The 13,838-nt window shown below is 73.7% G+C and carries 8 protein-coding genes and 8 pseudogenes; 6 read left to right on the top strand and 10 right to left on the bottom strand.

Annotated features, from left to right (window positions below; all coding sequences use genetic code 11):
* A pseudogene (locus FF86_RS38640) lies at positions 1 to 159 on the top strand (beta-ketoacyl-ACP synthase); the annotation flags it as partial.
* 393 nt (positions 160 to 552) lie between these two features.
* Entirely contained in the window at positions 553 to 1,956 is a 1,404-nt protein-coding gene (locus FF86_RS02335; protein WP_044883753.1) for an acyl-CoA carboxylase subunit beta, read from the top strand.
* Between the two features lie 125 nt (positions 1,957 to 2,081).
* On the opposite strand, the pseudogene FF86_RS38635 reads toward FF86_RS02335, so the two are convergent.
* Together FF86_RS38635 and FF86_RS38630 are read right to left on the bottom strand one after the other, a co-directional pair.
* Positions 2,082 to 2,346: pseudogene (locus FF86_RS38635) on the bottom strand (hypothetical protein); the annotation flags it as partial.
* Between the two features lies 1 nt (position 2,347).
* A pseudogene (locus FF86_RS38630) lies at positions 2,348 to 2,549 on the bottom strand (hypothetical protein); the annotation flags it as partial.
* Positions 2,550 to 2,762: 213 nt separating this feature from the next.
* Here FF86_RS38630 and FF86_RS02325 point away from each other — a divergent pair.
* Positions 2,763 to 4,118 carry an MFS transporter gene (locus FF86_RS02325; protein WP_082121679.1) on the top strand — a complete coding sequence of 452 codons (1,356 nt, stop codon included), beginning with the start codon at positions 2,763 to 2,765 and terminating at the stop codon, positions 4,116 to 4,118.
* A gap of 260 nt (positions 4,119 to 4,378) precedes the next feature.
* Here the strand turns inward: FF86_RS02325 and FF86_RS38620 are convergent.
* The 5 pseudogenes from FF86_RS38620 to FF86_RS38600 form a co-directional block, all read right to left on the bottom strand.
* Positions 4,379 to 4,493, bottom strand: a pseudogene (locus FF86_RS38620) (hypothetical protein); the annotation flags it as partial.
* A gap of 1 nt (position 4,494) precedes the next feature.
* A pseudogene (locus FF86_RS38615) lies at positions 4,495 to 4,770 on the bottom strand (ATPase); the annotation flags it as partial.
* Between the two features lies 1 nt (position 4,771).
* Positions 4,772 to 6,118: pseudogene (locus tag FF86_RS38610) on the bottom strand (AAA family ATPase); the annotation flags it as partial.
* A 1-nt stretch (position 6,119) separates the two neighbouring features.
* Positions 6,120 to 6,705, bottom strand: a pseudogene (locus tag FF86_RS38605) (ATPase); the annotation flags it as partial.
* Positions 6,706 to 6,707: 2 nt separating this feature from the next.
* Positions 6,708 to 7,188, bottom strand: a pseudogene (locus FF86_RS38600) (hypothetical protein); the annotation flags it as partial.
* A gap of 783 nt (positions 7,189 to 7,971) precedes the next feature.
* Between FF86_RS38600 and FF86_RS02310 the strand changes: the two are divergent.
* Positions 7,972 to 8,394, top strand: a complete 423-nt coding sequence (locus FF86_RS02310) for a hypothetical protein (RefSeq protein WP_044883756.1) — start codon at positions 7,972 to 7,974, stop codon at positions 8,392 to 8,394.
* On the opposite strand, the gene FF86_RS02305 is transcribed toward FF86_RS02310, so the two are convergent.
* Genes FF86_RS02305 through moaA form a run of 3 tightly spaced genes read right to left on the bottom strand, consistent with a single transcriptional unit; the run spans position 8,358 to position 10,329 of the window.
* On the bottom strand, positions 8,358 to 8,729 hold the full coding sequence (locus FF86_RS02305) for a DUF6457 domain-containing protein (RefSeq protein ID WP_044883846.1): 372 nt from the start codon (positions 8,727 to 8,729) through the stop codon (positions 8,358 to 8,360). The genes FF86_RS02310 and FF86_RS02305 overlap by 37 nt on opposite strands.
* A 2-nt stretch (positions 8,730 to 8,731) precedes the next feature.
* Positions 8,732 to 9,346, bottom strand: coding sequence for a molybdenum cofactor guanylyltransferase (locus FF86_RS02300; RefSeq protein ID WP_044883757.1), 615 nt, complete (start codon positions 9,344 to 9,346; stop codon positions 8,732 to 8,734).
* The gene (gene moaA, locus FF86_RS02295; protein WP_055407728.1) at positions 9,343 to 10,329 is read right to left on the bottom strand and encodes a GTP 3',8-cyclase MoaA; all 987 of its coding nucleotides are present in this window, start codon (positions 10,327 to 10,329) and stop codon (positions 9,343 to 9,345) included. The genes FF86_RS02300 and moaA overlap by 4 nt, the downstream gene beginning before the upstream one ends.
* Positions 10,330 to 10,710: 381 nt before the next feature.
* Between moaA and ppgK the strand changes: the two genes are divergently transcribed.
* The gene (gene ppgK / locus FF86_RS02290) at positions 10,711 to 11,580 is read left to right on the top strand and encodes a polyphosphate--glucose phosphotransferase (RefSeq protein ID WP_044883759.1); all 870 of its coding nucleotides are present in this window, start codon (positions 10,711 to 10,713) and stop codon (positions 11,578 to 11,580) included.
* Between the two features lie 313 nt (positions 11,581 to 11,893).
* Positions 11,894 to 13,702: septation protein SepH (gene sepH / locus FF86_RS02285; protein WP_242418025.1), on the top strand; the 1,809-nt coding region annotated here is incomplete at its 5' end.
* Positions 13,703 to 13,838 lie beyond the last annotated feature (136 nt).

Raw genomic sequence — 13,838 nt, 5'->3', positions numbered from 1 at the left:
GAGCGGATCGTCCCGGCGACCCGCAACCTCGACGCCCTCGACGACGAGATCGCGCTCGATGTCGTGAGCATCGACAACCGCAAGATCGGCACGGGCGCGGCCCTGTCGAACTCGTTCGGCTTCGGCGGCCACGACGTCTGTCTGGCCTTCACGGTCTGACGACCCCGCCGCGGGGACGGCCCACGCCGCCCCGTACCGGCCGGGCACCCGGCCGTCACCGTCGGGACGCCGGCGGAGCCGCATGCCGCGCCCAGCCAGGCGCGGATCCGGATCCGCCGGCCACAGCGACGGCGGTGAGGCACCGAACGGGTGCCCGCCTGGCTCAGCACCACCCCTGCTCCGCCGCTGAGCGCTGCACCAGATCCGCCCATCGCAGTCACCTAGATGTCGCCGTGACGCCGGCCGCCCCACCGCCGCCACGGCACCGCCCGCCGGTGCGGCGGGCGCCCATGGTCGCCGGACCGAGTGTCTCGCGGGTGCCGGCGCGTACCCCAGGTGGTCGCGCGTCGGCCGATGAACCGGTCCGACGCCGTTCAGGCAAGGAGACGCACGGTGAGTCTGTCCACGATCGACCGAGTTGACCCCCGCACACCCGAGGCCCGGCTTGGCCGGTTCTTCGACGCCGACACGGTGTCCCTGTTCGCAGCCGGCGACACCTCTGGGGTCGTCGCCGGCCAGGGCCTCGTCGACGGGAACGAAGTCGTCGCATTCGCCACCGACCCGACCGTACAGGGTGGGGCGATGGGGCGCGACGGCTGCGCCCGCATCGTCCACGCCATCGAGTCCGCCGTCCGGCTCGGCTGCCCGGTCGTCGGCATCTGGCACTCCGGCGGCGCCCGACTGCAGGAAGGCGTCGCCTCGCTCGACGGTGTCGGACGGATCTTCGCCGCGACCGTCCGGGCCTCCGGCCGTGTCCCCCAGCTCTCGCTGGTGCTCGGCGCGGCGGCGGGCGGCGCTGCCTACGGCCCTGCGCTGACCGACATCGTCATCATGGGGCCCGAGGCGAAGGTCTTCGTCACCGGCCCGGACGTGGTGCGATCGGTGACAGGCGAGGAGTGCACCGCCACCAGCCTCGGCGGCCCCGAGGTGCACTCCAAGCGCAGCGGAGTCGTGCACGTGACCTGCGACTCCGAGGACGAGGCGATCGAGCGGACCCGCGCGCTCGCGGTGCTGCTCGCCGACCAGCGTGACATCGGCCAGGTCGCCGGGCGCGAGCTCGCCGAGCTGCTGCCCGAGAACCCGCGGCGGGCCTACGACGTGCGGCCGCTGGTGAACGCCGTGCTGGACGGCGAGGGCATCGAGCTGCACCCGAAGTGGGCCCCGAACATCGTGACCTCGCTCGGCCGGCTCGGTGGCCGCACCGTCGGGGTGGTCGCGAACAACCCGCTGCGCCGCGGCGGCTGCCTCGACGCCACCTCCGCCGAGAAGGCGGCGCGCTTCGTGCGCATGTGCGACTCGTTCGGCGTGCCGCTGATCGTCCTGGTCGACGTGCCCGGCTACCTGCCGGGCGTCGGGCAGGAATGGGAGGGCGTCGTCCGCCGCGGGGCGAAGCTGCTCTACGCCTTCGCCGAGTGCACCGTGCCCCGGGTCACCGTCGTGACGCGCAAGGCCTACGGCGGCGCGTACATCGCGATGAACGCCAGCTCGCTCGGGGCGACGGCCGTGTTCGCGTGGCCGACGGCGCAGGTCGCCGTCATGGGCGCGGAGGCCGCCGTCGGCATCCTGCACCGGCGCAAGCTGGCCGAGGTGCCGGCCCAGCGCCGACCGGACGTGCTCGCGGAGCTCACCGAGGAGCACATCCGCACCGTCGGCGGCATCGACCGGGCCGTCGAGCTGGGTGTGATCGACGCCGTCGTCACCCCGGCCGCGACCCGAGGCGCTGTCGCCTCCGCGCTGGCCAGCGCGCTCGCCGACGCCCGCGCCGACAAGAACGTCCACGGCAACATCCCGCTGTAGCGGCCACCGGGGCCACCGCGCCCCGTCTCCCGGTACCCTCGGACTCCCCTGACCCGGGGTCCGAGCCGGAGACCGTTCCGCCCCCGACCGTCTTCCCCTGCGTCTGTACCGCCCGATCGTGGCACTCATCCGTCCGCCAACTGCATCCAGGTGCGCACGACGTTGCTCATCTGCCGCGGGTTCATCCACAGGGCGGCGCGGGCGAAGATCGGATCCGCCCGCAAGGCGACCTCACGCCGCTCCGGTGCGGCGGCGGGCGCGATCGCCCGCATGTGCTCAAAGCTGAGACTGCCCGCGCGGAAGGCTTCACCGGAGGCCGGCAGCGCCTCGACGGCACGCGCGACCACCAGTGCCGTGGCCGTCGTGGGGTGCACCAGCCGGCATTCCCGCNGCAGCCAGGCCGCGGCCGACCGCGCACCGTCGAGCCGCCACAGCCCGCGCCGGTCGAATTCGGCCAGCAGCCGGATCCACAGCGCGTCGGTGGCGTCGACCAGCCGGCGGACGTCGACGACCAGCAGGGCGACCTCCGCATCGGGCAGCTCGCGCGCGTCGACGGCGACGACCCCGCCCAGCAACGCCTCGACATCGATCACGATCACCAACCCCTCCCGCACCGATGCACCGCACCGGACTCGGGCGGAACTCTGCCCACCCCACGGCGCATCAATCGAACGTATGTTCGCATAGTAGAGCGGGTTGCGGCGAAAGCCAACCGCCGACTCAGCTCCGTCACCATCGGGCAAGATGTTTACCTGTTGCGAAATAACGATTCGCCGCCAGGCGTTGATCCGCCTGGAGGTGTGTGCATGTCCCTGCAGGTCGACAGTCCCGGCCGGCCCCCGGCGACGGAGCCGGACCGGCCGGACTCCGGTACCAGTGCCACGGCTGGATCAGCCGTGGTGGCCGCACCGAGCGGCGGCACCTTCGCCGCCCTGCGGATACCGAACTTCCGCCGCTTCCTCACCGGGCAGGTCGTCTCGCTGTGCGGGACCTGGATGCAGACCATCGCCCTGGGCTGGCTGGTGCTGTCGCTGGGCGCCTCGGGAACCGCCCTCGGCCTGGTGACGGCCGCACAGTTCCTGCCGGTGCTGCTCTTCGGGCCCTACGGCGGCCTCATCGCCGACCGGACCAACCGACGACAGCTACTGATGATCACCCAGGTCGGTTCCGGGCTCGCCGCGCTGGCCCTGGGCGTGCTGGATCTGACGGGCACCGCCCGGCTGTGGATGGTCGCGGTGGCCGCGGCGCTCATCGGCCTGTGCAGCGCGGTCGACAACCCGGCCCGGCAGAGCTTCGTGCAGGAGATGGTCGGTTCCGATCACCTCCCGAACGCGATCACCCTGAACTCGGTGACGGTGAACGCGGCCCGCATCGTCGGACCGGCCATCGCGGGCGTGGTCATCCTGGCCGTCGGCACGGCCGGGTGCTTCCTGATCAACGCGGCGTCGTTCGGCGCGGTGCTGGTCGCCCTGCACCGCATGGACACCTCGGCGCTGTACGAGAGGCCGCCGGTGCACCGGGCGCCGGGGCAGCTACGGGCCGGTTTCGCCTACGTCCGACGCACCCCGGCGCTGCGCATTCCGCTGATCATGATGCTGGTCATCGGCGCGCTGTCGTACGAGTTCCAGGTCGTGCTGCCGCTGGTGGCGCGGGAGACCTTCGGCGGCAACGCGGCGACCTACAGCATGATGACCTCCGCCATGGGAGCCGGCGCGGTCATCGGCGGGCTGCTGGTGGCCCGTCGCCGCCGCATCGGCGTCCGGCCGCTCGGAGTGATCGCCGGGGCCTTCGGCATCGCGTTCCTGCTCGCCGCCGCCGCGCCCTCCATCGAGCTGGAGCTGGCCGCGCTCGTGCTGGTGGGCGGGACGAGCGTCGCGTTCATCTCGACGGGGAACGCGACCGTGCAGCTCTCCGCCGACCCGGCCATGCGCGGGCGGGTGCTGGCGCTGTGGTCGGTGGCGTTCCTCGGCACGACCCCGTTCGGCGGGCCGATCGCCGGTTGGGTCGCGCAGACCTTCGGCCCGCGCGCCGGCCTGCTACTCGCCGCCGGCGCGGCCCTCGCCGCGGCCGTGTTCGCCCTCGCCTCGCTACGCCCCTCCCCGGCCGCCGACACCCAGCCCCCGGCACGGGGCAGAGCGGGGCGGGCGAAGGCGATCGAATGACCCTCAGCGGTCACTCGACCTAGTTGCCGGGGGCCTCCTGGCCCTGACCCGTGGCCGACGGCCGGCCGGCGAGTGGGGTCGGCGGGGCCGCCGCCGGGACCGTGAACGACGACCCTGCCGCCTCGGCGGAGCTGCTCGCCGCCGCGCGGCCGAGCTCGGGCAGCTTGTGCAGCTCCCGGGTCTGGCCGCGATGCGCCCGCACGGCGTCGGAATGGTAGCGCTCGGCGACGTTGAGGAAGTCCGGCTCGTGGTATCGACGNCCGTCGACGGTGGGCCCCGTGCGGCCCTCCATGATGGCTTCCACATCCTCGCCGGTGATCGTCTTGTGGGTCTCCAGGGCGTGGGTCAGGGCGAGGATCTCCCGACGGTTCGCGCNCAGCACCGCCTCGGTGCGCTCGTAGAGCTCGCGCAGCTTGACCTCGACCTGCTCGCCGAAGGGCCGGTCGGCGTCGATGGAGGCGTTACCCATCTGCTGTTCGAGCATGGACAGCCGGGAGGCCAGGGTCTCGCCCATCGCCGCCGAGGAGATGAAGTTGGCGACGAGCAGGGTGGCGCTGCGCAGGTCGCCGCCGACCCCGACGGTGTTGTCTCCCTCGAAGAACATCCGCTCCCCGGCGAGGGAGGCCAGCGAGACCATCACCTGGATCTCGATNTCGGACTTCCACATGAACATCCGGTCCTCGACGGCGACGTGGGCCACGAAGCCGCCAACACCGCCGCGCCGCTCGATGGTCGCCAGATCGATCACGCGACCGCGCTGCATCCGGTAGGCGACGACGGCGTGGCACGCCTCGTGCAGGGCGATGCTGTGCCGTTCCCGGTCGATGTGCTCGTGGTCGTCGGCGAGGCCGTACTCCTTGATCACCCGAGCCCGGAGCATGTCCTGCCAGGTGATCACCTCGCGGCCGTCCTTGACCGCCTGCACCAGCGCCTCGTTGACGGTGTCCTTGATGGTCGCGCCGGTGGACTCCGGGCTCATGATGGCAAGCCGGTCGATCTGCTCTGGGGTGAGCTCGTGGCGCACCTTCGCGAGGTACCCCTCGAAGGTGCGGATCCGGCCCTCCTTGCTCGGGTAGCCGACCTTGTACTGGCGGTCGATACGGCCGGGACGCAGCAGCGCCTCGTCCAGCGACTGCGGCATGTTCGTCGCCATCATCACCAGGATGCGGTACTTCGGCGGCGGCTTCGGACGCATGCCGAGCGTGCGGCGCACCACCCGGTTGAGGAACCCACGCGGCTTCTTCAGCCCCGACATCTCGGTGAGCAGCGCCTGCAGGGTGCCGTCGAACCCGCCGCCACCACCGCCCATCACGAACTGCTCCCGCGCCTGCTCCCGGGTGATCTCCGAGCGGGCGGCGGAGCTGAGGTAGGACAGGCCGTTGCACAGGTCACGCGATCCGCCGTCGCCCCGCGCGCCGAACGGGTCGGCGAGGCGTCCCGCCGGGCCCGATCCGGCCATGCCCGACGCCATCCGGGACGCCCCGGCCGCGGGCGCGCCCTGGCGGGCGAACCACGACCGCGCCCCGCTGCCCATCCCACCGAAGCCGCCGTTCAGCGCGCCGCGGCTGCCCAGCGTGTCGGCCTCGTCGAAGAAGACGATGACGCCGCCGTAGCGCAGCGAGAGCTTGCGCAGCTTGCGGAACAGCGACTTCACCTTGAGGATGCCCACGCCGATGAACATCGCCGAGAAGGCGCCCGGGTCGACGAACACGAAGGGTTTGCCGGTCTCCCCGGCCACCGCCTCCGCGATGAGCGTCTTGCCGGTGCCGGGCGGCCCCCACAGCAGGATGCCGCCGGGCACGTGCCCGCCGCGACTCTCGATCTCCTCGGGCCGTTCCAGGTAGAAGACGTTCTCCTGTACTCGGCTGACGACGTGGTCCTGACCCCACACGTCGGCGAAGCGGGTGGTGATGTCCTCCGGGAAGTAGGTGTCGACCCCGCCCTTGGACAGGAACCAGAACATGACGACGAACTGGCCGACGACCAGGACCATCAGCAGGNCGATCTGCAGGACGAACGGGATGGCCTTCCACAGATCACCCGGCACCTGCACGAGCGCGTCGAAGACCGAGGTGTGGGACAGCCGGGCGTAGACGAACAGGGCGAGGGCGAGCGCCACGACCCACTTCGCCGCGCGGCTGAGCCGGTAGCGGTTCCAGTCGTTGAGCCGCAGCATCCGGCGCTCCGCCCGGCCGAAGACCCGGTCGGTCCAGAACACGTGGTAGGCCGACCACCGCTCGGCGATGAGCATGTGGAGCTGATGCAGCACCTCAAGGCCGAACAGGACGAGCACCCAGGCGCTCTTCCTGGCCTGGATCCGGAACGCGTCGCCCCAGGTCATCAGCGGATCGCCGGAGACGTCCGCAGCCACCACGAACAGGAACACGGCGCCGAGCAGGATCAGGAACTTCACCCGGTCCCACAGCGGGAGCGGTCGGCGGCGCGGCTTCCCGTCGCCCTTGGCCGTCGTCTCCGGCTGCGCCGTCGCAGTCGACGCCGTCGGCCCGCCGGGCGGCACAGGGCCGTCCGGCCCGTCAGCGCGGATCCCGTCCGCGCGGATCCCGTCTGCGTGGTCCATCACGCCCATCCCTACTGCCCTCGGTCCGTCGGCTCGATCGTGAAGGACTTGGCCACATCGCCGATCTGGTCTGCGTGTTGCGCATAGCACAGCGACGAACACGCGAGGATGAGCTGGTAGAGAACCGTCTGCCCGTTGTCGAGCAGACTCGTCTGGTCGATGGTGACCAGGCCGGCGTCGGTCTGCACCTGGTAGACGAGGTGCACCCCGTGCACGCCGTCCTTCTTGTGCACGACCTCGTCCGCCAGCAGCAGGAAGTCGGGCGTCAGCCGGGCGCCGTAGGGGTCCTGGCGCACGGCCTTTTCCTGCGCGGCCACCGCGTCGTCCACCGACAGGACGAAGTTGCGCAGGTCGTTGGTCGACACCGCGTTCGCCTCCTCCGGCAGCAGGTGGCGAACCTGCGCGAACCCCTTGGGCAGGGTGGCGTCCGGGACGAGCAGGCGCGAGTCGTCGAATCGCCGGGCCGCGTCGATGCCCACGACCCATTCCCGCNACATCAACCCCTGCAGCATCTCGGGACTGACGTTGCGGGCATCGATACCGAACAGGGCCGGGCCGGGCATCTCCTGGTGATTCCACCCGTTCGGAACCCGGAGAAACGCGCCGTCCTTCTTGTTTGTCACATATTCGTAACTCGGCGAGCCGCAGCCGCCGACCAAAAGCACCGCCGCCGCTACCGTGAGCAGTAGCAGGGTGCCTNGGAGAGACTTTCGGCGCGGACGGGTCGTCCGACGTCGAGCCGCCACGGCAAACCTCCCGCCTCGCAAGGTCGAACGCATGGTGCGGCGCCGGGCCATGGGTCCATATCGCTTTCCTCCGAAAAGTGTGGCCCAGAAGCCGCCCGACGTGCACAACCTTCACCAAAAAGGGTGAGGCTCCATACCCTCCGCTGTCGGGCCTCGACCGGCGGCGCCACCGTCACGCGCAACCGCGCCACCTGCCCACGGAGGGCTCCCGCCGGCCGGTCCGACGCCCCGCGGCCGAACTTTCGGGCGGCCAGAATCACCGTCCCGTGCCGGCCCGGTCGTCGGCCCGGGTGTCACCCGGGTCCGGCGAGCATCGCCGCGGGGTCGCGTCGCGCCGGTCAGGTCCATGGTGGATACCCGGAAGGCCTCGGCCGAATCGGTGGGACGCGACCCACGTTCCCGCTCNCCCACACCGGGCCTCACCCATCGGACGAGCGTGCCGGTCGATTTNCCGGCCGGAGCCGGCTCCACACCCCGCGGGCCCGACCGACCACATCAGGACACGCCGACCGTGGGGCACACTGTCGGTATGGCGCACTATCGGCGTGGTCGAAAGGTTCCTGCGCTTCGTCCCACTCGACGTCACCTCGTCGGGGGGCTGACGGTGGTCGCGGTGTTCGCCCTGGTGGGGCTGACGGCGTGGAACCCGATCGCGGCCGTGCCCGCGCTGGCGGCGATCATCGTGCTCGGCGTGATCGACTGGGCCGTCGTGACGGCCGCGCCCGGCGCGGACGACCTGCCCTCCGGCCCGGCCGCCTTCACCGGCGACGAGCCCGAGTGGGCCGACGACCTCGACACCCCGACGCAGGTGCTGCCCCGGCTGACCTTCGGCTACGCCCGGGCGACGAGCGGCGGCGAGCAGTACGAGGAGCCCGACCAGGACGCGGTGCGCACCATGGCGATCGACATGCGCGGCTACCTCGACGAGGCGGGCCCCGGCCGGATGGGCTGAGCGGTCTCGTCCGCCCGCCGGTCGAGCACCGCCCGCCGGTCAAGCAGACCGTGCACGGCGGCCGTCACCGCACGGACCGCCGCCACCGTGTCGGTGCCGCCGACGGCGGCGTCTCGGCCCGCCGCGAGTCCCACCAGGAAGGCGGTCAGCGGCGCCGCCGGGCGCGCGACCCCGTGGGCGACGTCCCGAGTGAGATCGAGGATCGCGGCGACGTCGACGCCCGTCATCTCCAGACCGAGCTCGGCGCCGACCTGGGCGAGCCATCGGTCCAGGACGTCGCCGCCACCACCGGGCGGCGGGCTGTCCCCGGGGGGCGGGGTGTGAGCGGAGGTCATCGTCACATCGTGCCCGGCCGGACCCGGCCGGCCCATCGCCGTGCGCGAGCCACGTCGGCGGGCGCGTCACAGTCCAGGCAGGCGAGGGCGTCCGCGCGCACGGACGTCACCACCTGGTCGGTGAACAGGCCGCGCACCGGCCGCCCGACCGGGTCGGCCGGCAGCGCGGCACGCAGCCTCGCGGTACGCCAGACCGCGGCGAGGTACTGGCGCCGCCCGCCCGGGTCGACCAGGACGGCGGCGTGCGCCGCTGGCTCCTCGGCGCCGCGGCGCAGCAGCTCGATCTCCCGACCGGTGAGGAACGGCAGGTCGGCCGCGAGGACGGCGACGAACGGGGTGGCGACCACGGCCAGCCCCGCGGCGATCGCCGCGACCGGGCCGCCGCCCGGCGGGTCCTCCCGGCACCACCACACCCCGCCCTCGGGAGGCGCCGCGAGCTGTCGGCGGGGGCCGACGACGACGATGCGCTCGGTGCCGGCGCCGGCGACCGCGGCGAGCACCCGATCGAGCAGGGTGGTGCCGCCGACGACGACGGCCGGCTTGTCCCGACCGCCGAGGCGGCGGGCGGCACCGCCGGCGAGCACGAGTGCGCTGCAGCCGGCCCGCGGGGCGGTCATCCGCCGATCGCCGACATGGGCCGGTCCGGCTGCCGGAAACCGCGCTCGCCGATCCCGTGGCCGGTCTTCTTGCCCCACACCGCGGCCCGCCACAGCGCGGCGAGCCGCTCGTCGTCCGCGCCGGCGCGCAGGGCCGCGCGCAGATCGCTCTCCTCCCGGGCGAACAGGCAGTTGCGCACCTGGCCGTCGGCGGTCAGCCGGACCCGGTCGCAGGCCGCGCAGAAGGGGGCGGAGACGGAGCCGATCACCCCGACCCGACCGGGCCCACCGTCGACCTCGAACAGCTCGGCGGGCGCGCTGCCCCGCCCCGGCAGGGGCCGCAGCGTGAACTCGGCGCGCAGGGCCGCGAGGATCTCCGCCGCGGTGACCATCGCCGAACGCTGCCAACCGTGCTGGGCGTCGAGCGGCATCTGCTCGATGAACCGCAGCTCGTACCCCCCGGCCAGCGACCAGCGCAGCAGGCGGGCAGCCTCGTCGTCGTTGACGCCCCGGACGAGGACACTGTTGACCTTGACCGGGGCAAGACCGGCCGCCGCGGCGGCGCGCAGCCCCGCGAGCACGTCGCCGTGCCTGTCGCGGCGGGTGATCCGGGCGAAGCGGGTCGGTTCCAGGGTGTCCAGGGAGACGTTCACCCGGTCCAGGCCGGCCGCGCGCAACGGCTCGGCCAACCGGACGAGCGAGAGCCCGTTCGTGGTGAGCGAGAGTTCCGGCCGCGGCCGCAGGGAGGCGAGCCGGGCCACCAGCGCCGCGAGACCCGGCCGCAGGGTGGGCTCACCGCCGGTGAGTCGGACCTCGGTCACGCCGAGCAGCCGCACCGCGATGCCGACCAGGCGAACGATCTCGTCGTCGGTCAGCAGACGCGCCGGCGCCAGCCAGGGCAGGCCGTCGGCGGGCATGCAGTAGACGCACCGCAGATTGCACCGGTCGGTCAGCGACACTCGCAGGTCCGTCGCAACGCGACCATGGGTGTCGACAAGACTCACCGGTCCAGCGTATAGAGCCCAAGCGCCCCAACCCACCGGGCCCTTCGGCCGGGGCGGACGGCCAGGCGGACCGACCGGTGATGCCGGCAAGGCAGACCCGGTCGGGCCGACCGAACCACGCCCCGGCCGAGCCCGCGGACGCCGCCGGGCGGCGGGCCGGGGGCGTCGCGCCGCCCCTGGCCGTCGCGCGCCGAAGGGGCTGCCGGGCGGGCGGCCGGCGCCCGTGGTCAGCGGGCCTGCGAGACTTAGCTCTCGGCGGTCGATGGACCGGCCCACCCGGCCGCGCATGTGCGGCGGGCGGCGCCGTCCGCGCACGCGACCGCGGGGCCGGCGACGCCGGCGCCACAGGCGGGAACTTTCGGCGCGGGGAGGGGCTGGGCAATGCAGGTCTTCGGAGTTGACGTCGGAGGAAGCGGGATCAAGGGCGCTCCGGTCAACATCGAGGACGGCACGCTGGCCGCGCCCCGGTTGCGGATCCCGACCCCACAGCCCGCCGAGCCCGCCGCCGTCGCGGCGACCATCGCCGAGGTCGTCGGCCACTTCGGCTGGTCCGGTCCGGTGGGTGTCGCCCTGCCGTCGGTGGTCAAGAACGGCGTGGCGCTGACGGCGGCGAACATCGCGTCGTCCTGGATCGGCACCGACATCGTCGGCCTGCTCGCCGGCGTCCTCGGCCGAACCGACGGGGATGCCACCTCGGTGCCGGCGCAGCCGCCCGGATCCGCCACTGCGGCGGACATCACCACGGTGAACGACGCGGACGCGGCCGGGATCGCGGAGATGGCCTTCGGGGCGGGCCGCGACACCGCCGGACTGGTCATCATGACGACGTTCGGCACCGGCATCGGGACCGCTCTGTTCCTGCACGGGCAGCTCATCCCGAACACCGAGCTCGGGCACCTGGAGATCCAGGGACACGACGCGGAGACGAAGGCCTCCGACGCGGCCCGCGAGCGGGAGGACCTGTCGTGGGAGAAGTGGGCCAAGCGGGTGACCCGGTACCTCAACACGCTCGAGGCACTGCTCTGGCCCGATCTGATCATCATCGGCGGCGGGGTCAGCAAGAAGACCGACAAGTTCCTCGACCAGCTCGACCTGCGCACCCGAGTGGTACCGGCACAGCTACAGAACGAGGCGGGCATCGTCGGCGCCGCGCTGTCCGGCCTGGCCGATCAGAGCCGCCCGCGCCCGTCGGCCCGCCCGACGCGGCGGCGGGGACCGGCGACCCGCCCGCCCGGCGGCCGCCGGCCGTAGGATCATCCGGCCGGCTCCCGGGCCCGGACGGACAGGCCCGACTCGGTCAGACTGTGCGTGTCGTCCGCCGTCAGCCCACCAGCCGGCCGCATCGATGGCAGGGTGTCACCTACCGGGACGCACAGGCCGAAGGCGGGTTCAGGTGCGTCATGCCGATCTGCTCGCAGGCTCGTCGGCCGACCGGCGAGATGTGCGCCGCGGCATGCCGACCCGGGCACGGTACGGCTTCGAGTGAACAGGAGGCGCCATGCGTGAGCTGAGGGCGGTCGCACTCAGCGAGGACGGCGGCTACCTCGTGCTCGCGGACGCAGGNGGNAGGACCGACGGTGAGCAGTTCCGAGTGCCGGTGGACGACCGGCTCCGGGCTGCCCTGCGCGGGATGCGCCGCAGCGAGGTGCGCACCGAAAGCGCGCTGACCCCGCGGGAGATCCAGGCCCGGCTGCGCGCCGGGGAGACCGCCGCGGAGGTCGCCAGAGCCGCCGGCATACCCGTGGAGCGGGTGGAGCGTTACGAGGGTCCCGTGCTGGCCGAGCGCGCCCGCGTCGTGCAGGAGGCCCGGGCGGCGCTGCTGCCCAAGGACCCCGGCGGGGTGCCCGGGCGGCCGCTCGGCGAGGTCGTCGACGCCCGGCTGATCGTCGCCCAGGACAATCCCGCCGCCGCTCAGTGGGACGCCTGGCGCCGCGTCGACGGAATCTGGCTCGTTCAGCTCACCTCGGACAGCCGCTGCGCCCGCTGGACGTGGGATCCGGTCGTGCGCCGGGTCCGCCCCCACGACGACGCCGCCCGGGCGCTGGTCGCCCCGGAAAGCGCCGAGCAGCCCCCACCGCCGCCGCCCGCGCCGCCCGTGCTGCGGGCCGCGGGTCCGGCGCTGACGCTCGTGTCCGACCAGGGGCTGCCCGCCACGCCAGCCCAGCCGACGGTCGCCGCCGCCCCGCCCCCGGCGGCGCCGCAGGAGCCCATGGTCCGGCCCCATGTCCAGCCCACCGCCTTTCCCGCCGCCCCGGCGGCCGCCTACCCCGCCGAGGATCGTCCGTCCGGTGGCGGCGGGACGCCTCCGCAGCGTCCCGCGGCCGTGCCGCCGGCCGCCGCCACGATGCGGCACCCGTCGGCACGTGCCGACGGCCGCTGGCAGCCGGCGCCCCGGGAGCACTGGGACGAGCCGGCCCGGACCGAGACGTTCCGCGCCGTGCCGGAGCCGGGCCCTGCCGCCGGCCGTGACGAGCCGGCCGCCGACTACTCCGCCACGACCCGCCCGGTGACCCGGCCCGAGCCGGAGCCGGCCGAATCCTGGGCCGCCCCGGCGGGGGGCGAGGCGGCCGGTGAGGCTCCTGACCTTTCCCTGCCCGCCGAGGAGGCTGGTGCGCGCCGCCCCGAGCCGCAGACGCCGCGGCGGACGGCGGCGACCCGGGTCGGCTCGCTGCCGCGCGGGACCGGCCGCCGGGTCGCCCCCGAGCCGGGCGGCACCAGGACCGCCGCCGCGCCGCCGGCAGCCGCCACCGGTCGCGCCGCCCCGGCCGCCCGGTCGTCCCGACCGGGCGCACCGGCCGCAGCCGGATCCGGACGAACGGGAGGAACCCCCCGGGCCGCCGTCGCCCAGGCCGGCGCGCCGGCCGTGACTTCCGCCACGTCGCCGGCCGGATCCGGCGTGACGCCCGCCGCGGCCGCCGGCCCGAGCGCCGCCGCCGGGGCACCCACCCGCCCGGCCAGGCCGGTCGCCACCCCCCCGGACCGGCGTCCGGGGCAGGCCGACGATGCCGCCGCCGCAGCGCCATCCGCGGATGGCGGCGCCTCCGCCACCCCCACCGAGGAGTCGGCCCAGACACCCGCGGTGAGCTCCCCCGCGGTCCCGAGCGCGGCGGAAGGAGCCCCCGCCACCGCCGCCAGGCAACGCCGAGGCGCGTCGGCGCCAGCGGCCAAGGGTGAGCCGTCTTCTACCGATCCGGAGGATTCGACGACGGAGGGTACCGACGAGTCGACCGCAGAGAAGTCGAGTGCACCCGCTGCGTCACGAAGCCGCCAGAACAACGGCACCCGTGGGGGGGAACGTCCCGCAGGCGGTCGACGTGGACGCAAGTCAGTGCCAGCATGGGACGACATCGTCTTCGGCGCCCGACGGCCCTGATCAGGCCGTAGCTCGCCGGGGGCGAGTAACCGTCCGCGGGTCCGAAGCTCCGCGGACACCACGCCGCTCTGGATGNAATGACGCCACGAGAGCCGGCTGTGAGTAAACCGTCACATGGTCAGCAGGAACGTCTGAC

The sequence above is a fragment of the Frankia sp. CpI1-P genome (genome assembly GCF_001421075.1).
Lineage (GTDB): Bacteria > Actinomycetota > Actinomycetes > Frankiales > Frankiaceae > Frankia > Frankia torreyi.
The sequence above is the reverse complement of the archived record's forward strand: the minus strand, read 5'-3'. Positions and strand labels throughout refer to the sequence as shown.

What these genes read in the sequence shown, in the direction of transcription:
- FF86_RS02325 (WP_082121679.1), top strand. Translation starts at nt 2,763, where the DNA reads ATGTCCCTGCAGGTCGACAGTCCCGGCCGGCCCCCGGCGACGGAGCCG.
- FF86_RS02310 (WP_044883756.1), top strand. Translation starts at nt 7,972, where the DNA reads ATGGCGCACTATCGGCGTGGTCGAAAGGTTCCTGCGCTTCGTCCCACT.
- FF86_RS02305 (WP_044883846.1), bottom strand. Translation starts at nt 8,729, where the DNA reads ATGACCTCCGCTCACACCCCGCCCCCCGGGGACAGCCCGCCGCCCGGT.
- FF86_RS02300 (WP_044883757.1), bottom strand. Translation starts at nt 9,346, where the DNA reads ATGACCGCCCCGCGGGCCGGCTGCAGCGCACTCGTGCTCGCCGGCGGT.
- ppgK (WP_044883759.1), top strand. Translation starts at nt 10,711, where the DNA reads ATGCAGGTCTTCGGAGTTGACGTCGGAGGAAGCGGGATCAAGGGCGCT.